Here is a 21,167-nt window from a genome sequence, read left to right on the forward strand (position 1 = left end):
CCGCACGAGAGGGAGATCGAGGGAATCGTGAACGACGCGGAGAGTACGGCCGACGCCATGGTCCGCGACCTCGTGGACCGCCTCACCCGTCGGTCCACGCCCGGCTGGCTGGGCCTCGTCGCCGAGTTCGCCCTGGCCGGCGACGCACAGTACTTCGACATCGCGCTGCGCTACCCGCACAGGACGCTCAGGGTCCGGCCTTCGGCGGCGGAGGTCGAACTCATCCGGAAGCAGCGCGAGGTCACCGCCGCCACGGGGGCCGGGCCCTGGTGGAGGATGTCGCTGGTGGCCACCTCCGAGGGCGAGGTGGACGTCACCTACGACCGTGGCGAGGAACCCTTTCCCGAAGACCAGCTCTTCCCGGCGGAGGCCTACCGGGCGGATCTGGAGGACCACCCCCGCGGAGACCTTCCGCTGTGGATGAAGGCCTATCTCCATCATGGTGACCGGCAGATGCGAAGCCCCCGTCAGGCGGCACAGGAGGCACGGGAGAACCGTGCGCGCAGCCGATGGCCGCAGCTGACGGTGAACGAGTTCCCCTCCTTTCCCGAGATGTGGGCGCGGTGGGCGGTCGTCTCGGCCGTCTTCGTGGCGGCCGGGTCGGAGTGGGGGCCCCGGGTGTCCCCGGGGTTCGCCTGGTTCGAGGGAGCGCGACGCGGGGGGAGCACCCTGTACCGCTTGCCGGGCGATCGCGCGGTGCTGTCCGGCGGTGTGTGGGACGCGCCCTCCCTCGCCTCGGGGTATGCGACCGGGAGCCTGCCCGACCTGTACAGGGGGGCGCCGGAATGGGTCGCCGACCCCGTACTGAACCCACGCGGCCGCAGGGGGCTGATGTCGTTCTGCTACTGGTGGGAGGGAGGGTGCTGGTACCGGGGTGACTCACCGGCGGCCGCCGCTTGCGACACCGCGGTGCCGGGCGTGTGGACCGACCGGACCGTGGCCGATGTCATCGGCCGAGTGGCCGGAGCCGAAGGCTCCGAGGACATCGCACGGGCCGCCGAGGAACTGGTGTCGAGCGGACACCAGGGAACCGTGACCAGAGACGCTCTCGTCCGCCTGCTGGGCGACGCCGACGGTCAGGACGTCGACGAGGCCCTGTTCCAGCTGTCCCTGGCGGGTGTCGGCTACTCCATCGCCCCGGGCCGGCTCTCCCAGGGGACGGCCCTGTCCCTGGCGCGGAAGCACATCGAACCGCCCGCGGGCTCGGACCAGGACGCTCCCGCGGCGGCGTTCGCGGCGGAGCGACTCGGAACCGGCTGGAGGCTCTACGTGCCCGCGCCGGGGAGAACCGCGCACCCGGTGGGGCAGGTCGCCTACGTGGACGACGACGGTGACGGTATCGCGGTGCCGCCGTCCGGCGAAGGAGGGCCGGCACGGGCGATCGCGGCCTTCGAACGCCGCTTCCGCAGCCGCCACTCGCCCGGCGACGTGCCCTACCCGGGCACCTGACGTCGGAGCCGATCCGAGGACCGGCTGCCGGCGGAGCCTTCCCGGTCTCACCGGTCAGCAGGCGGCGAAGACGCCGTCCACCCGCACGGCCGCGTCGGTCCGGCCGGTGATCTCCTCCACGGTGACGCCGGGGGCGGTCTCGACGAGGGCCAGGCCGTCGGCGGTGACGTCGAGAACGCCCAGGTCGGTGATGATGCGGTGGACACAGCGTTCGCCGGTGAGGGGGAGGTCGCACCTGTCGACGATCTTCGGGGCGCCGTCCTTGGCGGTGTGCTCCATCAGGACGACGACGCGGCGGGCGCCGTGCACGAGGTCCATGGCGCCGCCCATGCCCTTGACCATCCTGCCGGGGATCATCCAGTTGGCGAGGTCGCCGCGGGCGGAGACCTGCATGGCGCCGAGGACGGCGGTGTCGATGTGACCGCCGCGGATCATGCCGAAGGAGAGCGCCGAGTCGAAGAAGGACGCGCCGGGCAGGACGGTGACGGTCTCCTTGCCGGCGTTGATCAGGTCGGGGTCGACCTCGTCCTCGCGCGGGTAGGGGCCGGTGCCCAGGATGCCGTTCTCGGAGTGCAGCACCACGTGCACGCCGGGCGGGAGGTGACCGGGGATCAGGGTGGGCAGGCCGATGCCGAGGTTGACGTAGGAGCCGTCGGCGAGTTCGGCGGCGGCACGGGCGGCCATCTGGTCGCGGGTCCAGCTCATGGGCGTACGGTCCTCTTCTCGATGGGCTTGTCGGCCGCCTGTTCGGGGGTGAGGGCGACGACACGCTGGACGAACACGCCGGGCAGGTGGATCTCGTCCGGGTCGAGGGCGCCCGGCTCGACGAGTTCCTCGACCTCCGCGATCGTGATGCGCCCTGCCATGGCGGCGAGGGGGTTGAAGTTCGCGGCGGCGTGCCGGAAGACGAGGTTGCCGTGCCGGTCGCCGCGCCAGGCCCGTACCAGGGCGAAGTCGGTGGTGATGCCGTGCTCCAGGACGTACGGGCGTCCCGCGAACTCCCGCGTCTCCTTGGGCGGGGAGGCGACGGCCACCGTCCCTCCCCCCGCCTCCGGCCGGGAGGTGCCCCCAGGCGCGTACCGCCAGGGCAGGCCGCCCCGCGCCACCTGGGTGCCGACGCCCGCCGGGGTGTAGAAGGCGGGGATGCCCGCACCGCCGGCGCGCAGCCGTTCGGCGAGGGTGCCCTGCGGGGTCAGCTCCACCTCCAGCTCGCCGCTCAGGTACTGGCGGGCGAACTCCTTGTTCTCGCCGACGTAGGAGCCGGTGACCCGGGCGATGCGGCCCGCGGCGAGCAGGACGCCGAGACCGCGGCCGTCCACGCCGCAGTTGTTGGACACGACCTCCAGGGCGGTCGTGCCCTGGGCGTGCACGGCGTCGACGAGGGCGGCGGGGACACCGGAGAGGCCGAAGCCGCCGACGGCGAGCGAAGCGCCGTCGGGGATGTCGGCCACCGCCTCGGCGGCGCTGTCGCGGACCTTGTTCACGTGCTGGGTCTCCTTCCGTGAGACGCGCGGGGTGTGGGGGTCGGGCGGTCACGGGGCGGGCGCCCGTGCGGCGCGTGGCCTCTCGGAGGTCAGGACGACGCCGTCCGGGGCGACCGCCCGGCCCTGGCCCCGGGCGGTGCCGGAGGCCGGGGGTACCTCGCCGTCGAGCCGCCTCATGCCCCGGCCTCGGCGGCGAGCAGGGCGTCGGAGACGGACTTGACGCCGCCGTGCGCGGTCAGGCCGCCGTCCACGGGGATCTCCGCACCGGTGATGAACGACGACTCGTCCGACAGCAGGAACACGACCAGCGGCGCCACCTCGTCGACCGTGCCGGTGCGTCCGAGGGGCGTCTCCCGGAGGTTGGCCTCGCGGAACGCGGGGGCCGCGGTCGCCGTCATCCCGGTCTCGATGTAGCCGGGGTGGACGGTGTTGACGCGGATTCCGCGCGGACCGAGTTCGAGCGCGGCGGTCTTCGACAGTCCCCGCAGTCCCCACTTGCTCGCGGTGTACGCGACCGGGTAGTGGGCGGTGAGCGCGGCCGACGACCCGACGTTGACGATCGAGGAGCCCGGCGGCATCAGCGGGCTCAGGTGCTGGATGCCGAGCAGCGGACCGGTCACGTTGACCGAGTGCACCCGCTCGAAGTCCTCGGCGCGCACCTCACCGACCCGGGCCCGCCAGGTGACGCCGGCGTTGTTCACCAGGCCGTGCACCTGCCCGTACGCCTCCCGCAGCTCGGCGGCCAGCTCCGCCCACTCCTGACCGCTGCTCACGTCGAGGCGGCGGCAGTCGCCGTCCGGTGCCACGTCGGTGGCGATGACCCGGGCGCCCTCGCGGGTGAGGGCCTCGGCCTCGGCGGCGCCCTGGCCGCGGGCGGCGCCCGTGACGACGACGACCCTGCCGAGCAGCCGCTTGGGGTGCAGGTCGCTCACGTCCGCTCCCGCCCGCGCCGCCGGCCGGCCGGCAACGGCACGGGGTCCGGGCCGGGGACGACGGTGTTCGTCAGGGTGCCGATGCCCTCCACGGTGAGGGTGACCGTATCGCCCGGCGTCAGCGGCGGCGGCGTCCGCTCGCCGCGCCGGCCCCACAGCTCGGCCAGGCAGCCGCCGTTGCCGCAGGTGCCCGAGCCGAGGACGTCGCCCGGTACGACGCGGGTGCCGCGTGAGGCGTAGGCCGTCATCTCCTCGAAGGTCCAGCTCATGTGGGACAGCAGGTCCTCGCCGACCCTCTCGCCGTTGACCTCGGCGGTCAGCGCCAGGCGCAGGAACCCCTCGGCGTCCCGGTACGGCTCCAGCTCGTCCGCGGTGACCAGGTACGGGCCGAGCGTGGTGGCGGTGTCCTTGCCCTTGCAGGGGCCGAGGCCCACCTTCATCTCCGCGCTCTGCAGGTCGCGCGCGGACCAGTCGTTGAACACCGTGTAGCCGACGATGTGGTCGCGGGCCCGCTCGGGGGTGAGGTCGCGGCCCTCCCGTCCGATCACCGCGCCCACCTCCAGCTCGAAGTCCAGCACGGCCGACCCCGGCGGCACCGGGATGTCGTCCCGGTGGCCGTGGATCGCGTGCGGGTTGGTGAAGTAGAACGTCGGCGCGGCGTACCACTCCTCGGGGACGCCGGCGACGCCGTCGACGGAGCGGCGTACGCCCTCGACGTGCTCCTCGAACGTGACGAAGTCCCGTACGGACGCGGGCCGCAGCGGGGGCAGCAGCCGTACCTCGTCGAGGTGGGGGCCGGGCGGCACGTCGAGGGCGGCGCGCCCGGCGGCGAGCAGCCCGGACAGGCCCTCGGTCCGCGCGAGCAGGTCGGTGAGCGAGGTGACGCCGGGCAGCGGGAAGAGCGTGCCGTCGTCCTCCACGACGGCCACGCGGTGGCGGTGACGGTGTGCGTAAGCGGCGAAACGCATGGTGCGGCTCCTCGGACGGATCAGACCGGCGGGGCGACGAACACGCCGCGGTCGGGGTCGTTGAACGACTCCTTGGCGACCAGTTCGTTCATGGCGTTGGCGGTGCCCCACTGGTCGGTGACCTCGGGCCGGGAGAAGTCGTAGACGTGCGGGTGCCAGGTGTCCTCGTCCAGGCACTCCAGCTCGGTGGTGTACTCGACGGTGTTCCCGTGCGGGTCGAGGAAGTACGTGAAGGTGTTGTCGCCCGCCATGTGCCGGCCGGGACCCCAGATCTTCCTGAAGCCCGCCCGCATCACCCGGCCCGAGCCGCGCATGTACTCGTCGATGCCGCGCATCTCGAAGGAGACGTGGTGCAGCGAGGTGTGCGGTCCCTTGGCCAGCGCCATGGAGTGGTGCTGGTTGCTGATCCGCATGAAGTGCATGACCTCGCCCATGTGCGGGGAGCTGAGCGTGTCGGAGAGGGCGAAGCCGAGGTGGCGCTCGTACCACTCGCGGGTGCGGTTCAGGTCGGGGGAGTTGAGGACGACGTGGGAGAGCTTGACCGGTATGGACTCCTTCTCCTCGATCTTGCGGTGCCGGCGGACCTCGACGTCGGCCGACACCTCGATGGTGCGTCCGTCGACGTCGAAGAAGCGGAAGCCGTAGCCGCCGCCGGGCGTGTCCACCGTGCCCGGCCGGGAGATCAGCCGCACGCCGCCCGCGAGCAGTCGCTCGGCGAGGGTGTCGACGTCGGCGGCGGACGCTGCCCCGTAGGAGACCAGGTCGAGGCGCTTCTCCTCGGCCCTGCGCAGCCGCACGACGTACTGCTCGGGGGAGCCCTCGGCGGCCAGGAAGGAGATGCCGGAGTCCTCGGCGACCTTGCTCAGGCCCCAGACCCCGGCGTAGAAGTCGAGCTGCTTGTCGTAGTCGGGCACGGCCAGGTCGACGTGCCGCAGGTGGGTGAGCAGACGCATGGTGTCAGTCCTTCCGGAGGAGGTTCACGGCGTTGCTGCCGCGGACGGCGTGGAAGCCGGCCTCGGGGAGGGCGGCGGCGCGCAGGGCGCCGACCGGGTCCTCGGTGCCCATGTCGAAGGGGAAGTCGGAACCGAGCAGCACCCGGTCCGCCCCGGCGACCCGGACCAGTTCCCGCAGCACGCCCGGGTCGTGGACGAGCGAGTCGAAGTACAGCCGCCTCAGGTAGCTGCTGGGCGGGTGGGCGCAGCCGGCGGCGTCGGAGCGGGCCGACCAGGCGTGGTCGGACCGGCCGATGTGGGTCGGCAGGTATCCGCCGCCGTGCGCGGCGATCAACCGCAGGTCCGGGTGCCGGTCCAGGACACCCGAGAAGATCAGGTGCGAGAGGGCGACGGCGTTCTCGGTGGGCTGGCCGACGGTGTTGGACAGGTACCACCGGCCCAGGCGCTCGTCGAGGGTGCAGCCGAAGGGGTGCAGGAAGACGAGCGCGCCGGTCTTCTCGGCCCGGGTCCAGAACGGCTCGTAGGCCGGGTCGGACAGCTCGCGGCCCGGGGCGTGGCTGGAGATCTCCACCCCGGCCAGGCCCTGCTGCAGGGCGTGGTCCAGGGCGCGGACCGCCTGCTCCGGGTGCTGGAGCGGGGCCAGCCCCAGTCCGCGCAACCGCTCGGGGGCGGCCGAACAGTGCGCGGCCGTGGCCTCGTTGGCGAGCCGGTACAGCTTCTCGGCCGTGTCCTCGTCGGCCCAGTAGTGGTAGTGCGAGGGCGAGGGGCTGACCACCTGGACGTCCACGCCCTGGGCGTCCATCGCCGCCAGGCGCACGGCGGGGTCGGTCAGCCTCGGGACGCGCTCGCGCACCATGGGCCCGCTGACGGCGAGGGCGGCGGGGCCGTTGCGCCGGGCCTCCAGCTCCCTGGCCTCGGCGTGTCCGGGCAGACCCGCGACGAGCGCCTCGACCTCGGGCAGCAGGACGTGGGCGTGCACGTCCACGGTGGGCGTGTCCACCACGGTCACGGCAGCTCCCTCAGCATGGTCATCGTGCGGCCCATCAGGCCGGGCACGTCGGCGTCGCGGACCCCGTCGAGCTGCCACCGGCCGATCCTCACCGACGCCTCCACGACCGGGCGGACCCGGGCGATCCGCCGGTCGTGGTACGCCTGGAACAGTGCGTCGTCCCAGACGTCGGACCCGGTCAGCATCTCGGCGAGGACGGCCGCGTCCTCCAGCGACAGGGCGGCGCCCTGGGCGAGGGTGGGCGGGCAGCAGTGGGCGGCGTCGCCGGCCAGGACGACCCGGCCGCGGTGCCAGGAGCCCTCCACCAGCATCCGGTCGAACCAGGTGTAGTTGACCTTCGCCGGGTCGGTGATGTGCGCGCTGATCTCCGGCCAGTGGCCGCCGTAGTGCCGGGTCAGGCGCCGCATCTCCTCGGCGTACGAGCCGGGCGGTATGGAGGCGCGGTCGCGGTTGGCCTCGACGACGTAGGCGTACAGCGTGGACTCGCTGGTCGGGCAGTAGCCGGCGATGTAGGCCGGACCGCCGTAGGCGAGGTCGGTGCGGGTCACGCCGACGGGGCGCGGGGCGGCGACGCGCCAGATGGCCATGCCGGTCGGTTCGGGCCGGTCGGTGATGCCGATCGCGGCGCGGGTGGCGGAGCCGAGGCCGTCGGCGGCGACCACCAGGTCGTAGCGGCCCTCGGTGCCGTCGCTGAAGCGTACGGAGACACCGTCGGCGTCCTGGTCCAGGATCTCGGCGGTGGTGCCGAGCCGGACCGACGCGCCGCCGGCCCGCACCGCGTCGATGAGGATCCGCTGGAGCCGCGGCCGCTGCATGCCGACGGTGGCCGGCAGGTCGTCGCCGCCGGTGCGCAGGTCGTCCTGGACGTGCAGGACGGTGCCGTCGGGCGCGGTGATGCCGACGGATCCGAAGCCGAACCCGGACGCCTCCACCTGCTTCCACACGCCGAGTTCGCGCAGCACGCGCAGGGCGTTGCCCTGGAGGGTGATGCCGGAACCGGCGGTCGCGTTCCAGTCGTCCCTGGCCTCGACCAGGTCCACCGCGTACCCGGCACGGCGGAGCAGGATCGTCACGGCGTTGCCGGCCGCGCCGCCGCCGACGACGAGCACCGTACGGGGTCGGTTCATGGGGAACTCCCTTGTTCCTCGGTCTACTTGACGGCGATCGGATTGACCGGCGAGCCGACCGCACCGGTGATGGGCAGGGGCGCGGCGGTGAGCCAGAACGCGTACACGCCGTCGGCGGCGCAGTCCTCGGCGAGCGCCTCCAGGTCCCACATCTCGCCGATCAGCAGCCCGAGGTGGGGGATGGCGACCTGGTGCAGCGGCTGGAAGGCGTGCTCGAACTCGTTGGGCCGCACCTCGAAACCCCAGGTGTCGGTGGCGATCGCGGCCATCTCGCTGCGGTGCAGCCACCCGGCCGTGGTGAAGGACAGGCCCGGGGCCGGCCCTCCGGCGTAGTCGCCCCAGCCCTCGCGGCGGACCCGGGCGAGCTGCCCCGTGCGCACCAGCACCAGGTCGCCGCGGCCGACCGTGACGCCCTGGGCCTCGGCGGTGGCGGTCAGGTGCTCCTCGGTGACCGCGAAGCCGTCGGGCAGCTCACCGTCGTCGCCGACGGTCCGGCCGACGTCGAGGAGCACCCCGCGCCCCGCGACGTGCGGCGCCATGTGCTCGATGCCGGTGACCTGGTCGCCGTCGGAGGTGACGACCTTCTCGGCCGGGCGGCCGTTCCACGCCCTGCCGTGGTCGAAGATGTGGCCGAGCCCGTCCCACTGGGTGGAGCACTGCAACGGCATGGCGATGACGTCGTCGGCGCCGCCGATGCCGTGCGGCAGGCCCTGGTTGCCGAGGGCGGCGTCGGTGCCGGTGTCCAGCATCGTGTGCACCGGGTTGGTGCGGCGGCGCCAGCCCTTCTGCGGGCCGTCGATGTCGAAGCGCTGCGCGAGCGAGAAACTGACGCCCCGCCGGATCAGCGCCGCGCCCTCGCGGCGCTTGGCCTCGTCGAGGAAGTTGAGCGTGCCCAGCACGTCGTCCTGCCCCCAGCGGCCCCAGTTGGAGTACGCCTTCGCGGCCCGGGCGACCGCGCCCGCGGGGTCCGTGCGGTCCGGGGTCACCGGGCGGCCTCCGTGACGCAGTGGGTGCGCTGGGCGCCGAGCCCGGTGATGGAGGCGTCCATGACGTCGCCGTCGCGCAGCAGCCGGCCCCAGTGCATGCCGTTGCCGGCGGGGGAGCCGGTGAGCACCAGGTCGCCGGGGAGCAGCCGGGCGGTCTGCGAGGCGTAGGAGACCATCCGCGCGACGTCGAAGATCATGTCCTTGGTGGACTCGTCCTGCATCGTCTCGCCGTTGAGCTTCAGCGTGAGGCGCAGGTCGCCCGGGTCGGCGACCGACGAGGCGGGCACGATCCACGGGCCCAGCGGGGTGAAGCCCGGCGCGTTCTTGCTGCGCAGCCAGTCGGTGCCGATCTGCGGCATGTCCCGCCGGAAGACGGTGGCCCGGTCGGTCAGGTCGTTGGCGATGGTGTACCCGGCCACGTACTCCAGGGCCTCCGCCGCGGACACCCGGTGGGCGGGCCGGCCGATCACCGCGGCCAGCTCCAGCTCCCAGTCGGGCTTCTCGGCCCACGAGGGCAGGACGACGTCGTCGTAGGGACCGGTGATCGCGCTCGGCAGCCCGAGGAACACGTACGGCAGGTCCTCGGCCGCCCGTCGGTCCATGATCTCCGCGGCCTCCGCGCGCCGCTGGGCGTCCGGTCGTTCGTCGCCGGGCGCGCGGTGGGCGACGTGCAGGTCGATGACGTGCTGCCGGTAGTTCGCCCCCGACTGGAAGACCTGGCGCGGCTCGACGGGGGCGTGCACGCGGTGGTCCGTCAACGGCGCCCGTACGAGGGAGGCGTCGGCGGCCAGTACGGCCAGCCGCGGCGCCACCGAGTCCCACGCGTCGAGGAGCCCGCGCATGCTCAGGCCGGTCTCGCCGAGGACGGGACGCAGGTCGAGCACCTGGGCGTCGGGGGTGACGAGAGCGGGGAAGGCGGGGCCTTCGGGAGCGGAAACGGTGGCCAGGGCGAAGGGTCCGGCGAAGAGGGCGGACGCGGCTTCAGGTTTCACGGACATGTCCTCCTGATTGCGATGGCACTAATCTGGACCCGCCACTCGCGATCAGGGAAATCAATTCGGTGGATGATAATCATCAGCCGGGTGAATTTTCGCAGGTCATCGCCGGACAGCTAGGAAAACCGCCGTGAATCTCAGTCGCCTGGACCTCAACCTCGTGGTCGCCCTGCGCGCCCTGCTGGAAGAGCGGAACGTGACCCGTGCCGGGCAGCGCGTCGGCCTCAGCCAACCGGCGATGAGCGCGGCGCTCTCGCGTCTGCGCCGCCACTTCGACGACGACCTGCTGGCGCGGGTCGGCGGCCACTACGAGCTGACCGCTCTCGGACAGGTCCTGCTCGACCGCGCGTCCACCGCCTACGACCTGCTGGAACGGCTCTTCGCCAGCCAGGCCCACTTCGACCCGGCCCGGGAGAACAGGGAGTTCAAGCTGGTCGCGTCCGACTACGCGGTCGCCGTCTTCGGTGCCGAACTCGCCCGGGTCGTGCACCAGGAGGCCCCCGGCATCCGGCTGCGTTTCGCGCAGACGCCGACCACCGTGGTGGACGCCACCGACACCCTGCTGAGCACCACCGACGGCCTGCTCATGCCGCACGGCGTCATCAGCGACTTCCCCGCCACCGACCTCTACCAGGACCGGTGGGTCTTCCTCGTCGCCGAGGACCACCCGAGCGTCGACGACCGGCTGACCCGGGAGGACCTGGCCCGGCTGCCCTGGGTCACCTACCAGCGCACCTATGACGCCCCGGCCGTCCGCCAGCTCGGCATGCTGGGCATCGAGCCCCGCGTCGAGGTCTCCGTGGACAGCTTCCAGATCATGCCCCTGCTGGTCAGCGGAACCCGGCGCATCGCCCTGCTCCAGGCCCGTCTCGCGCGGCTCCTCGCCCCGCTCGCCGCGGTACGGGTGGTGGAGCCGCCCTACGAGGCGGTGCCGCTGCGGGAGGCGTTGTGGTGGCACCCGGTGCACACCCACGACGCGGCGCACATCTGGCTGCGCGAGACCGCCGCCCGGGTCGGACGGCGGATGGCCGACCGGCCCGAGGAGTGACCGGGACCCGCCGCCCGCTTGCGGAGGGCGTCATCCACCAGACGGATGAGAAGCATCCGCACCGTGAATGACGGCAGAGGTGGGCAGGACGCCCGCACAGGAGGCATGCCGGGGCGGCCCGTCGGCACCTTCCCGCTCGACGTCTTCCTCCGGCGGACGACTGAAGCCCGTCGCCGGGGTCTGTCCCCCTGCTACCGGCCGGAGTCCCGCCGTGCTCGGACGCGGGCCCTCACGTCCGAGGCGCGGTACGCGGTGGTTCCCCGGGAAGGAACGTCACCTGCGGGGCGCCGGTGCGCGGATGAGTGGCGACCTCCGCCTCCACTCCGTACACCTCCGCCAGGAGCCGTGGGGTGAGGATCTCGGCGGGCGGTCCCGAGGCGGTGACCGCACCGTCGTTCAGCACGTAGAGGCGGTCGCAGTAGTAGGCGGCCAGGTTGAGGTCGTGCAGGGCGAGCAGCACGGTGGCGGGCAGCCGGCGCAGGATGCCGAGCACGGACAACTGGTGCCGGATGTCGAGGTGGTTGGTGGGTTCGTCGAGGACCAGCAGGGTGGGCTGCTGGGCGAGGGCGCGCGCGATGAGGACGCGTTGGCGCTCGCCGCCGGAGAGCCGGTCGAAGGGGCGGTCCGCCAGGTGGACGGCGTCCACCGCGAGGAGCGCGGAGTCGACGAGTTCGGCGTCCTCGGGGGTGTCGCCGGCCAGGAGCCGCTTGTGCGGGGTGCGGCCCATGGCGACGACCTCGCGGACGGCGAGGTCGAAGTCGGCGGCCGAGTCCTGGACCACCGCCGCCACCGTGCGGGCCAGTCGCCGCACCGGCAGCGACCAGGCGTCGCCTCCGTCGACCCGGACCTGACCGGTGGCGGGGCGCAGGACGCGGTAGACGGCGCGCAGGAGACTGGACTTCCCGCTGCCGTTGGGGCCGACGAGCCCGACGGTCTCGCCCGGGCGGGCGGTCAGGGAGACGTCGCGCACCAGGTGGCGGGCTCCCGCGGTGAGCGTGACGCCGTCCACGCTCAGGTCGGTCGGGGTCATGCCACTCCTCGGTCGGTGCCGCGCCGGGCGTCCCGGCGCATCAGCCACAGGAAGAACGGCCCGCCGCACAGGGCCGTGAGCACGCCGACGGGTATCTCCGCCGGCGCGGCGACCGTCCGCGCGGCGATGTCGGCCCAGACCAGGAAGACCGCCCCGCCCAGGGCCGCCGTCGGCAGGACCCGGCGGTGGTCGCCGCCGACGAAGAGCCGCACGATGTGGGGCATCATCAGGCCGACGAAGCCGATCGGCCCGGCAGCCGCGACCAGTACGCCCGTGACCAGGGAGAGCACCACGAACAGCCGGGCGCGGAAGCGGGCCACGTCCAGCCCCATCGTGGTGGCCGCCTCCTCGCCGGCCAGCAGCAGGTTCAGGTTGCGGGCCTGCACGAGGAGGACGGCGACGCCGAGCAGCAGGGCGCCGCTCGGCAGCCACAGCGTGCCCCAGCCGACCCCGCCGAGGCCGCCGAGGGTCCAGGCGAGGACCGCGCGGGCCTCGTTGCCCCGGTCGGTGGTGAGCAGCAGCAGATCGAGGACCGCGGTGAGCACCGCCGCGATCGCCACCCCGGACAGCACCAGCCGCGCCGAGGTGATGCGTCCGCCGGTGCGGGCGGTGGCATACACGAGGACGAGCGCGCCCAGGGCGCCGACGAAGGCGGCCACCGACAGGGAGAGCGGACCGAAGAGGGTGACGCCGAACACGATCACGGAGACCGCGCCGAGGGACGCCCCGGAGGAGACGCCCAGCAGGTACGGCTCGGCGAGCGGATTGCGCACCAGAGCCTGCAGGGCGGTGCCGATCACCGCCAGGCCGGCGCCGGTGACCGCACCGAGCAGCACCCGCGGCGCCCGGACGTCCACCACGATGGTCTCCCGGGCCCGCGACCAGTCCGGATCCTGCCAGTCGGCCCCCAGGGCGTGCGTCACGATGCCCCACACCTGGCCGGGCGGCACCTGGACGGAACCGATCGCGAGGCCGGCCGTGGCGGAGGCGAGCAGCAGGACGGTGAGGACGAGCAGCGTGACGGCCAGCCGCGTACCGCCCCCTCCCGGCTCCTCGGCGCCGCGCCGACGGACCGTCCGTCCGGTGGACGTGCCGGTGACGGCCTGCGTCATCGGAAGCTCTTGGGGTGCAGCCCGCGGGCCAGGTCCTCGACCGCGTAGGCCGAGCGGATGCCGACCAGGGTGGCGGTCAGCGGCAGGACGACGAACCGCTTGTTCCTGACGGCGGGTACGTCGGCGAGCGCGGGCTGGGAGAGCAGGTACTTCTTCTTCTCCTCGACGCTTCCGGCGCCGGCGTAGTCGTAGATGGCGATGACTTCGGGCCCGCGCTCGACGACCTGCTCCCAGGAGACGTCACCGAAGACGTCGTCGAGGTCGGCGAAGACGTTCTCGCCCCCGGCCAGCCGGATCAGCTCGGTGCCGAGGCTCTTGCCGCCCGCGGTGAAGGCGCTCTTGTCGCCGCTGTCGTAGACGAAGACGGGCACCCGGGGTTCGCCCCGGACGCCGGTGGCGGCCTTGCCGACGCGGCCCTCCAGGTCCGCGACCAGCGCGTCGGCCCGGTCCGGGACGCCGAAGATCCTGCCGATGGTGCGGATCTCGTCGTACGTGTCCTTCATCGTCACCTGCTTCTCGCCGCAGTACTCGCGGTTGAGGTAGGTGTCGATGCCCGCGTCGGTGAACGCCTCGCGGGAGCGGCCCTCGTTCTCGGCGAAGGCGCTGCCGTAGCCGCCGTAGACGAAGTCGGGTTCGGCGTCCAGGACCTTCTCGAACGACGGTTCCCTTCCCGCCAGTTCGGGAATCGCCTCGTAGTCCTCCTTCAGCTCCGGCAGCACGGCGGAGTCGGGGAAGGCCGTGCCGACCATGCGGTCCTTCAGACCGAGCGCGAGCATGAGCTCCGCCGGGTGCTGGTGGATGGTGACCACCCGCGACGGCGGCCTGTCGTACGTCGTCCGCACGCCGCAGTTGTCGACGGTGACCGGGAAGCCCGCGGGCACGGCGGCGGTGGCCTTGGCGTCGCCGCCGCCCTCGTCGGACGCACCGCAGCCGGTGGTGAGCAGCACCGACGACAGTGCCACGGCAGCGGCCGTGGCACGAAGGAACCCGCGCGTGCGGGCAGGGGTGAACAGCTGGGACACGTGAAGCCTCCTGGAGTCCGCGCTCCTCGGATCGGGCCCGCGACGGACCAGTGTCCTGACTCCCGGATCGACGTTCCCCCCGCCTTCCCGCGCGGTGCGCAGTGGCGTGTCGGAGGGGCGCTCCCCGGTCACAGTGGCGGGACCGTGCCGGATTCGCACCGGCTTCCTGTCTCCCGTCGCGGCGATGACCAGGTGATCCTACGTTTCGCCGAGCCGACGGCGAAAGGGCGTGCGGTTCCCGGCCGCACGCCCCGCTCCTGCCTCACCCTTCGCGGACGGCCCGCAGGACGAGCCGTTCGGCGTCCTCGTCGTAGGGGCGGCCGTCGAACCCGCCGAAGACCTCCACGCGGCCGAAGCCGGCCTCCTCGGCCATCCGCCGCAACTCCACGGCGCTGTACACGAACCACGTCAAGGTGGCCCGCGTCACCCGGTCGCCCCGGACCAGCACCCACTCGCTGCGCAGCCGCGCCCACTCGTTCAGCACGGTGTCGGTCTGCACCATCAGGTCGTCGCCCCGCCGCACCACCTTGGGCGGAGTGACCCTGCGGGCCAGGAGTTCCTTCCCGGCGAGGTCGAGGACGAGCGTGCCGCCGGGCGCCAGGCAGGTGTACATGGTGCGCAGCACGCGCGCGTTGTCGGCGGGGTCCTCGAAGTACCCGAAGGAGGTGAACATGTTGAGGACGACGTCGAAGCCGCCCGGCGCCTCGTAGTCGCGTGCGTCGGCCCGCACGTACGTCACGTCGGCACCGGCGTCGGCCGACCGCTTGCGTGCCCGGTCCAGCATGGCCGGGCTCAGGTCGACTCCCGTCACGCGGTGCCCCCGGCGGGCGAGGGGCACGGTGAAGACGCCCGGCCCGCAGCACAGGTCCAGCACGCGTGCTCCGTCGGGGAGAGCGAGCAGGGGAGAGGTGTCGAGCAGTTCCTCGGCCTGCTCGTAGCGCTGCTCGGAGAAGAGGAAGTCGTGGAACTCGGTCCAGAAGTCATCGTCCTGGAATCCGCCCGTCCGTGTCATCGCGCGTCAGTGCTCCTTCGTGGTCGCCGTCGGGGACAGGGGGCCGCGCCGGGCGTCGGCGCAGCGTGAGCAGCAGAGGGGGGAGCAGCAGGCACTGGGCGGCCGCCAGCAGCCAGAACCAGCCGGTGTGCCCGGTCCGTTCGCCGAGGCCGTACAGCTGCCCGCCCAGCGCGCCGCTCGCGCAGGCGCCCAGGCCCGCGGCCAGCCGCTGCTGCCCGAAGACGACGGCGTCGGAGCGGGGGCTGCGGCGCAGCGCCTCCAGGTCGTTCTTGAGGAACAGCACGATGTCGCCGAGAGTGATCAACGCGCCGCCCGCCAGCAGGGCCGCCCGGGTACCCGCCGCCAGCACGGCCAGGCCCGCCGCCAAACCGGTGAAACCGACCGCGAGGGCGAGGGCGTACGGCATGCGCCGGATCAGACCCGACGCGAGCGGCTGCACGACGATGACCAGAGCGAAACAGAGCAGCAGCACCACGCTGTAGAACGCGCCGGAGGCGCGCTCGACGGCGTACACCGCCAGGAAGTGCTGGAAGTGGAAGTAGAGGTAGAAGGCCAGCGCGTTGGCGGCGAACGGCAGTGGTGCGAGGCCCGCCAGGAGACCCTTGGCGGCCTTTTCGCCCGGCCCGGTGGTCTGTTCCGCGTCCGTTCCGGGCAGCCGCGCGTGTCCCACGGTGACCGCGAGGAACAGCGCCGTGACGGCCGCGAAGAGCCAGCCGGGCGAGGACAGGACGAACGGCCCGGCGATGAGCGGGCCGACGGCCATCCCGGCGTTGAGTGCCGCGTTGCCCGCCGAGAGGAAGGCCGGGCGGCGCTCGTCGTCGACGCCGTGCACCAGGTAGGCCTTGTTGGCGGGCAGGTACAGCGCGGCACCGCAGCACGTCAGGACCAGCGCCCAGACCGCCAGCGGCGGCCAGCGCAGGGCCAGCAGGAACCCGGCGAAACCGGCGGTGCGTACGACGAGGGCCCACAGCATCGTGCGGCGCAGCCCGATCCGGTCCGCGAGGGCGCCGCCGACGATGCCGCCGGAGAACTGCACGAGCGAGGCCGCCGCCAGGACGACGCCGACCGCGCCGAGCCCCATCCCGAGCCGTTCGTGCAGGAAAACCGACATGAACGGCAGGACCATGAAGCTGCCGAGCGGAATGAGGAACGAGCTGAGCAGGAGGAACCGCAGGGGGCCGCTCAGCGGGAACAGCGAGGCCCGCCGTCCCGTTCCCCGGGTGGTGCGCTCACCCACCGGGCGCCGCCCGACCGGCCTCGGGGAAGGGGTCGGTGAGCACCCGCAGGGCGCCCGCGGCGGCCACCGCGCGGTGGGTGGCGAGTTCGGCGGTCTCGGCCTCGGCGTAGACGATGCCCGCGTAGCCACGGCTGTCGCCCAGGTGCTCGATGGGGTCGCCGACCCGCTTGACCGGGTACCAGGCGGGTGTTCCCGGCATGTCGGCGAGCCGGTCGAGTCCGGCGACGCCCGTGAAGACGCCGGGTGCGGCCGGATAGCCGAGGACGAAGGCGACGGCCGGACCGCCGGGCAGGGACGCGTCCATGAGACGCGGGCGGCGGCCCAGCGCGGCCTCGACCATCGCCTCGTACACGTTGACGCCGAGTGCCCGGCACAGGCCCTCCCCGACCAGCGCGCCTCCGATGCGGGGGTTGACCTCCACCACCTCCGGGCCGTCGGTGGTCAGCACGAACTCCACGTGGGCGAACCGGTCGGTGTAGCCGATGGCGGCGAGCACCCGGTCGAGCCAGCCCTCCAGCGATGTCCGCAGCGGTCCCGGGAAGGCGACGGGGAAGGCGGTGATCTCCTCCCTGAAGCGCGGCTCCGGTGACATCAGCCGACTGGAGACGCCCAGCAGCCGGGTGCTGCCGTCCCAGGTGAGCGTCTCGGCGCTGTACACCGGTCCGCTGAAGTACGGCTCGGCGAACAACCGCCCCTTCAGCTCCCGACCGGACGCCTGCGCCAACGCCGCGTCCAGCTCGCCCTCGTCACGGACCAGCCACACGTTCTGGCTCCCGGTGCCCGCGGTGTCCTTGAGGACGAGCGGCAGTCCGACCTCCTTGAGCAGCGGTCCGCGGGCCTCGCGGTCCGCCTCGGTGCTCTCGAAGGCCCTCGCACGGGTGAGACCCGCGCCGTACAGCCGGTCGCGTACGGCGGCCTTGTCCCGGGTCAACCGCAGGACGGCCGGCTCGAGACCCGGCAGGCCGAGGCGTTCGGCGAGGGCGGCGCCGGCCAGGGTCCACGTGTCGGTGGAACTGATCAGGCCGCGCAGCCCCGGATCGCGCCCGAGCAGACCGGCCACCCCGTCCACGTCGAAGGTGTCGGTCACGACGACGTCGAGGGCGCCGGCGGGCAGCCGGTCCAGTTCGTGGGCGTAGTAGGCGGGGTCCCGGGTGAGGAGCAGCAGCCGCTCGCCGAGCAGGTCGGCGGCGCGGACCAGGTGGCCGAGGCCGAAGGTCAGCGACTCCAGGCAGGCCACGGTCATACGGCGCTCTCCGTCCGGCCGGCGGGGCAGGGGGTGCGCTGCCACGCCATCCTCGACCAGGGCATGGTCATCTCCTGCGGCGCACGGACCTCGACGGGCTTCAGCGCGGCCGGGTCCAGGGCCTCGGCGTGCCGGGTGAACACGCGCTCCACGTAGCGGTGTCCGGTGTCGGCCCCGATCACCAGGTGCACGCGGTCGGGGTGGCGGCGGGCCTCGTACGTCGCCGTCAGGTAGCCGGCCCCGGTGGACAGCCCGGCGAACACCGCGTGCTCGCGCAGCAGGGCGACGGCGCCCGACATGGCGTGGGTGAAGTCCAGCCAGTGCACGGTGTCGTAGAGGTGGTGGCGGACGTTGTCGAAGACGATCGACGAACCGATGCCGGCGATGATCGCCTCGGGGTCGTGATGGTCCTGGCTGCCGAAGGTGACGCTGCCGAAGGGCTGGACGCCGACCAGGCGCACGGAAGGGTCCGCGGCGCGCAGGCGTTCCACGATGCCGCCGGTCGAGGCTCCGGAGCCCACCCCGCCGACGACGGTCAGCGGCGCGCCCGGGAAGTCCGCCGCGATCCGGTCGGCGACCTCCTGGTAGCCGAGGTAGTGGACGTCGTCGTGGTACTGGCGCATCCAGTGGTGTCCGGGCCGCTCGGCGAGTATCTCCCGCACCCGTCGCACCCGCAGTTCCTGGTCGAGCTTGAGGTTCCGCGACGGTCTGACCTGCTCCACGGTGCTGCCCAGTATCTCCAGCTGGGCGAGGGTGGTGGCGTCGACGGTGGTGGACGCGACGATGTGGCACCGCATGCCGTACCGGTGGCAGGCCAGGGCGAGGGCGTAGGCGTAGATGCCGCTGGAGCTGTCGACCAGGGTCTGGCCCGGACGGACGGTGCCCCGCTCCAGCAGGTGGCGGACGGCGGCCAGGGCCGAGTAGATCTTCATCGACTCGAACCGCAGCAGGACCAGGCCGTCGGTGAGCCGGACGAGGTCGGGGACTTTCAGGGCGTCGGCGATGTGGGGGTGGATCACCCGTAGCCTCCTTGGGCGAAGGTGCACTGGTGGCCGAGCGAGCGGAAGAACGCGGACAGTTCGGACTTGACCTCGGCGCGGGGGCGCGAGGTGAAGAGATAGCCGGCCAGGCAGCCGGTGTGGGCGACGAAGACGCCGTCGGCGCCGAACCGCTCACGCTGGGCCCGCAGGCTGGGGAAGGTCGCCTTGGGCAGCACCTCCTGGGACAGCGCGGCGCTGACCGTGGCGGCCCGGGCGACGGCGGCCGGGTCGCCCGAGTCGAAGCCCTTCACCAGATCGGTGAGGCACCGCTGGTACTCGTCGCCGCGGCGCCGGTAGTGGTCCAGCAGGAGGGGAGTGACGGCGGCGGTGTCCACGGTGCCGGGTTCCGTGACGAAGGCGGTGTGGAACCCGATGTCCGGGCCGAGTCGCCGCACCACCCGGTGCCGGCCGCTGAGATACAGGGCGAACTCGTCGAGGAAGACACTGTCGGCGCGCTCGATGTCCGCCAGGACGCCGAGGACCACGTCCGCGTCGTACGGCAGGGAGAAGACGCGGAACAGACAGCGCAGGGTCGCCACGATGTCCGCCGTCGAACTGGCCATCCCCACGCCCACCGGCAGTTCGGAGTGGGTGTGCCAGTCGCCCGGGGGCAGGGAGAGGCCGTAGTGGTCCAGGAAGAGCCGGGCCGCCGTCGCCGACTTCTCCCCCAGCGCCGACGGTCGCGGTGCCCCGGTCGCCGTCCGCGGGGTGAAGTACACCCAGGAGTGACGGTCCACCGGAAAGGACACCACGGCGATCTCGGGATCGGAGCCCGCTCGCAACGGGCCCTGGTACAGCTCGCCCAGAGTGCCGTGGCAGACACCGGACACCGTGCCGTCGGACACGTCCGGTTCTTGCGGAGCGCCCGCGCCGGGGCCGGGGAGGGTGCGCCCCGGTCCGTCGGACGGCGTGTCGGCCCGGGGCCGGTACGGCCGCCGCGAACCGGCTGGATCCCGCACACCGTCCTCCTCCGTACCGGGCCTTGAACACCGACAGGGAGGGAGGCGCGGCCACACGCACGACGTACGACCGCCCATACCGCCGACCCAGTCCACGAGGTCACGTGCACAGCCCGCGCGGGACGCGGGCGCAGTGGCAGGTCTTCGGACTCGCGGGCACGTCCGCCGGGAGGGCGGACACCTACCGGCCGTCTCTTCCCCGGCCCTGACACGGGCCCAGTGACATCGACGGCTCTCGTTCCCACTCACCGCTGCGGGACAGCCCCGGACTCGCACCGGGTTCCCTCTTGCGTCACGCTTCGGGCGTCCGGGCGGACGGGAGGCGCGAACCGACTGCGTGCATCAGCGTAGAGGGGCTCTTGACCCCTGCGAAAGTAGGGCTCCGGCGGTTGTCTTGAAAGTGGAGGGGAGGCAGAAACAGGTGGGTCTCCGGGTGTCGTTGTCGTGACGGCTCTGGCCGGATAGCACCTCTGAGGTTCCTCGCCCCATCAGCCAGACTTGTTGCCTCACGACACACGCACACCGTTGCCGCGGTGGCCCGTGCCCGGGAGGCCCCTGATGACGTCAGACACCAGGCCGGACGAGGACGGGGCGGTAGGGACCCCGCCCGGACTGCCGCGCCCTCCCGGTGACCGCGTCGCTCTGCGCGCCGATCTTCGCTCCGCCCTGCCGGACGCCACCGCGGCGGTGGTGGTGACGGCGCTCGTCTTCGCGTTGCTGTGGGCGCGCATGGAGTCGGGTGCTTCGGACACCGTCGCGGTGATGCCGTTCATGGACGATGCCCGTACCTACTGGATGTACCTGCTCAGCCAGGCTTTCGGCTGGTCGGGACTGCTGTGGGCCTGGTGCACGGTGATCTTCGGCCTGTTGCTGTCGGGGCCGCGCCCCGCCCGGCTGCCGGTCTCCCGGCAGGTGCTGGAGCGCTGGCACCGCACCACGAGCCTGACCACGATGGCGCTGATGTTCGCGCACGCGCTGATGTTCGCCGCGGAACTCGTGCGCTACGAGACGGCACTGGACTGGGCCGAGCGGCTGTGGGTGGGCTTCGCCGACAGCTTCGTCCCCCTCTGGTACGACTCCGGCACCGGCCGGATCGCCATCCCGATCGGACAGGGCGCCCTGTACCTGGCGGTCCCGCTCGGGCTGCTGTTCTACGTCCGGCACCGCTTCGGAGCGAGGACCTGGCGACGCCTGCACCGCTTCGTGATCGTCGTCTACGTGCTGAGCGTGTGGCACACGCTGCTGTACGGCACCAACGTCTGGTACGGGGAGTGGCCGCGCACCGTGCTGTGGCTGCTGCAACTTCCCATCGCCGCACTGCTGTTGCTGCGGCTGCTGAGACCTGCCCGGCGGGCGGAGCGGTTGGGTCCCGCGGGCGAGGGCGCGACCCGGCCGGGGTGGTGGGTGCGGGCGGCGGGACGGGTCGTCGCCGGAGCCGTCGTCATCGGGCTGGTCATCGTGGTGGTGTCGGGCCGTGACGGCGGACGGGCCCGTCCGGACGATCCGCCCGCGACGGCCCCGCACACCCAGGAAACGGACTGACGGCCGGCACCGGGCGGGC

At 72.9% G+C, this 21,167-nt stretch carries 20 protein-coding genes and 2 riboswitches; of the genes, 3 read left to right on the forward strand and 17 right to left on the reverse strand.

What is annotated here, in order from left to right; translation table 11 throughout:
- Positions 1-27 precede the first annotated feature (27 nt).
- On the forward strand, positions 28-1,449 hold the full coding sequence (locus ACZ6EG_RS12495; RefSeq protein ID WP_391968472.1) for a hypothetical protein: 1,422 nt from the start codon (positions 28-30) through the stop codon (positions 1,447-1,449).
- Positions 1,450-1,503: 54 nt separating this feature from the next.
- On the opposite strand, the gene ACZ6EG_RS12500 is transcribed toward ACZ6EG_RS12495, so the two are convergent.
- From ACZ6EG_RS12500 to ACZ6EG_RS12540, 9 genes are all read right to left on the reverse strand, one after another.
- A complete protein-coding gene (locus ACZ6EG_RS12500) occupies positions 1,504-2,154 on the reverse strand; it encodes a 3-oxoacid CoA-transferase subunit B (protein WP_391968471.1) in 651 nt (216 codons plus the stop codon).
- The gene (locus ACZ6EG_RS12505) at positions 2,151-2,933 is read right to left on the reverse strand and encodes a CoA transferase subunit A (protein WP_391968713.1); all 783 of its coding nucleotides are present in this window, start codon (positions 2,931-2,933) and stop codon (positions 2,151-2,153) included. The genes ACZ6EG_RS12500 and ACZ6EG_RS12505 overlap by 4 nt, the downstream gene beginning before the upstream one ends.
- A gap of 173 nt (positions 2,934-3,106) precedes the next feature.
- Positions 3,107-3,865: an SDR family NAD(P)-dependent oxidoreductase gene (locus ACZ6EG_RS12510; RefSeq protein WP_469604012.1), complete on the reverse strand. Its 759-nt coding sequence runs from the start codon at positions 3,863-3,865 to the stop codon at positions 3,107-3,109.
- Positions 3,862-4,833: a fumarylacetoacetate hydrolase family protein gene (locus ACZ6EG_RS12515; protein ID WP_469604015.1), complete on the reverse strand. Its 972-nt coding sequence runs from the start codon at positions 4,831-4,833 to the stop codon at positions 3,862-3,864. Before ACZ6EG_RS12515 ends, ACZ6EG_RS12510 begins: the two co-directional genes overlap by 4 nt.
- A 20-nt stretch (positions 4,834-4,853) precedes the next feature.
- Positions 4,854-5,786, reverse strand: coding sequence for a VOC family protein (locus tag ACZ6EG_RS12520; protein WP_469604017.1), 933 nt, complete (start codon positions 5,784-5,786; stop codon positions 4,854-4,856).
- A 4-nt stretch (positions 5,787-5,790) separates the two neighbouring features.
- Positions 5,791-6,789, reverse strand: a complete 999-nt coding sequence (locus ACZ6EG_RS12525; RefSeq protein ID WP_469604329.1) for an amidohydrolase family protein — start codon at positions 6,787-6,789, stop codon at positions 5,791-5,793.
- A 2-nt stretch (positions 6,790-6,791) separates the two neighbouring features.
- Positions 6,792-7,922: an FAD-dependent oxidoreductase gene (locus tag ACZ6EG_RS12530; protein WP_469604020.1), complete on the reverse strand. Its 1,131-nt coding sequence runs from the start codon at positions 7,920-7,922 to the stop codon at positions 6,792-6,794.
- Positions 7,923-7,945: 23 nt separating this feature from the next.
- Positions 7,946-8,908 carry a cyclase family protein gene (locus tag ACZ6EG_RS12535; RefSeq protein ID WP_469604023.1) on the reverse strand — a complete coding sequence of 321 codons (963 nt, stop codon included), beginning with the start codon at positions 8,906-8,908 and terminating at the stop codon, positions 7,946-7,948.
- Positions 8,905-9,906: a fumarylacetoacetate hydrolase family protein gene (locus ACZ6EG_RS12540; RefSeq protein WP_391968465.1), complete on the reverse strand. Its 1,002-nt coding sequence runs from the start codon at positions 9,904-9,906 to the stop codon at positions 8,905-8,907. Before ACZ6EG_RS12540 ends, ACZ6EG_RS12535 begins: the two co-directional genes overlap by 4 nt.
- A gap of 127 nt (positions 9,907-10,033) precedes the next feature.
- On the opposite strand from ACZ6EG_RS12540, the gene ACZ6EG_RS12545 reads away from it, so the two are divergent.
- A complete protein-coding gene (locus ACZ6EG_RS12545) occupies positions 10,034-10,951 on the forward strand; it encodes a LysR family transcriptional regulator (RefSeq protein WP_391968464.1) in 918 nt (305 codons plus the stop codon).
- A 229-nt stretch (positions 10,952-11,180) separates the two neighbouring features.
- Here ACZ6EG_RS12545 and ACZ6EG_RS12550 read toward each other — a convergent pair whose 3' ends face one another.
- The 8 genes from ACZ6EG_RS12550 to ACZ6EG_RS12585 all read right to left on the reverse strand — a co-directional run bounded on the left by ACZ6EG_RS12550 (position 11,181) and on the right by ACZ6EG_RS12585 (position 19,492).
- Complete coding sequence (locus tag ACZ6EG_RS12550) at positions 11,181-11,981, reverse strand: ABC transporter ATP-binding protein (RefSeq protein ID WP_391968463.1); 801 nt, start codon at positions 11,979-11,981, stop codon at positions 11,181-11,183.
- Positions 11,978-13,093: a FecCD family ABC transporter permease gene (locus tag ACZ6EG_RS12555; RefSeq protein ID WP_391968462.1), complete on the reverse strand. Its 1,116-nt coding sequence runs from the start codon at positions 13,091-13,093 to the stop codon at positions 11,978-11,980. Before ACZ6EG_RS12555 ends, ACZ6EG_RS12550 begins: the two co-directional genes overlap by 4 nt.
- Positions 13,090-14,115 carry an ABC transporter substrate-binding protein gene (locus ACZ6EG_RS12560; RefSeq protein WP_391968461.1) on the reverse strand — a complete coding sequence of 342 codons (1,026 nt, stop codon included), beginning with the start codon at positions 14,113-14,115 and terminating at the stop codon, positions 13,090-13,092. The genes ACZ6EG_RS12555 and ACZ6EG_RS12560 overlap by 4 nt, the downstream gene beginning before the upstream one ends.
- 28 nt (positions 14,116-14,143) lie before the next feature.
- Positions 14,144-14,321: riboswitch (cobalamin riboswitch) on the reverse strand.
- Between the two features lie 56 nt (positions 14,322-14,377).
- A complete protein-coding gene (locus ACZ6EG_RS12565; RefSeq protein ID WP_469604029.1) occupies positions 14,378-15,127 on the reverse strand; it encodes a class I SAM-dependent methyltransferase in 750 nt (249 codons plus the stop codon).
- Positions 15,096-16,364, reverse strand: a complete 1,269-nt coding sequence (locus ACZ6EG_RS12570) for an MFS transporter (protein ID WP_391968460.1) — start codon at positions 16,362-16,364, stop codon at positions 15,096-15,098. The genes ACZ6EG_RS12565 and ACZ6EG_RS12570 overlap by 32 nt, the downstream gene beginning before the upstream one ends.
- Positions 16,357-17,607, reverse strand: coding sequence for an ATP-grasp domain-containing protein (locus ACZ6EG_RS12575; RefSeq protein ID WP_469604033.1), 1,251 nt, complete (start codon positions 17,605-17,607; stop codon positions 16,357-16,359). Before ACZ6EG_RS12575 ends, ACZ6EG_RS12570 begins: the two co-directional genes overlap by 8 nt.
- Complete coding sequence (locus tag ACZ6EG_RS12580; RefSeq protein ID WP_391968459.1) at positions 17,604-18,626, reverse strand: cysteine synthase family protein; 1,023 nt, start codon at positions 18,624-18,626, stop codon at positions 17,604-17,606. The genes ACZ6EG_RS12575 and ACZ6EG_RS12580 overlap by 4 nt, the downstream gene beginning before the upstream one ends.
- Positions 18,623-19,492 (reverse strand): GHMP family kinase ATP-binding protein, encoded by an 870-nt coding sequence (locus tag ACZ6EG_RS12585; protein WP_469604036.1) that lies wholly within the window; start codon positions 19,490-19,492, stop codon positions 18,623-18,625. Before ACZ6EG_RS12585 ends, ACZ6EG_RS12580 begins: the two co-directional genes overlap by 4 nt.
- Positions 19,493-19,724: 232 nt before the next feature.
- Positions 19,725-19,956: riboswitch (cobalamin riboswitch) on the reverse strand.
- Positions 19,957-20,164: 208 nt separating this feature from the next.
- On the opposite strand from ACZ6EG_RS12585, the gene ACZ6EG_RS12590 reads away from it, so the two are divergent.
- Complete coding sequence (locus tag ACZ6EG_RS12590; RefSeq protein WP_391968457.1) at positions 20,165-21,148, forward strand: ferric reductase-like transmembrane domain-containing protein; 984 nt, start codon at positions 20,165-20,167, stop codon at positions 21,146-21,148.
- Positions 21,149-21,167: the final 19 nt, after the last annotated feature.

The sequence above is a fragment of the Streptomyces sp. NPDC041968 genome (assembly GCF_055589025.1).

Excerpts from the sequence above, each read along its gene's own strand:
- ACZ6EG_RS12500 (WP_391968471.1), bottom strand. The coding sequence starts at position 2,154 with ATGAGCTGGACCCGCGACCAGATGGCCGCCCGTGCCGCCGCCGAACTC.
- ACZ6EG_RS12515 (WP_469604015.1), bottom strand. The coding sequence starts at position 4,833 with ATGCGTTTCGCCGCTTACGCACACCGTCACCGCCACCGCGTGGCCGTC.
- ACZ6EG_RS12520 (WP_469604017.1), bottom strand. The coding sequence starts at position 5,786 with ATGCGTCTGCTCACCCACCTGCGGCACGTCGACCTGGCCGTGCCCGAC.
- ACZ6EG_RS12530 (WP_469604020.1), bottom strand. The coding sequence starts at position 7,922 with ATGAACCGACCCCGTACGGTGCTCGTCGTCGGCGGCGGCGCGGCCGGC.
- ACZ6EG_RS12540 (WP_391968465.1), bottom strand. The coding sequence starts at position 9,906 with ATGTCCGTGAAACCTGAAGCCGCGTCCGCCCTCTTCGCCGGACCCTTC.
- ACZ6EG_RS12550 (WP_391968463.1), bottom strand. The coding sequence starts at position 11,981 with ATGACCCCGACCGACCTGAGCGTGGACGGCGTCACGCTCACCGCGGGA.
- ACZ6EG_RS12555 (WP_391968462.1), bottom strand. The coding sequence starts at position 13,093 with ATGACGCAGGCCGTCACCGGCACGTCCACCGGACGGACGGTCCGTCGG.
- ACZ6EG_RS12565 (WP_469604029.1), bottom strand. The coding sequence starts at position 15,127 with ATGACACGGACGGGCGGATTCCAGGACGATGACTTCTGGACCGAGTTC.
- ACZ6EG_RS12575 (WP_469604033.1), bottom strand. The coding sequence starts at position 17,607 with ATGACCGTGGCCTGCCTGGAGTCGCTGACCTTCGGCCTCGGCCACCTG.
- ACZ6EG_RS12590 (WP_391968457.1), top strand. The coding sequence starts at position 20,165 with ATGACGTCAGACACCAGGCCGGACGAGGACGGGGCGGTAGGGACCCCG.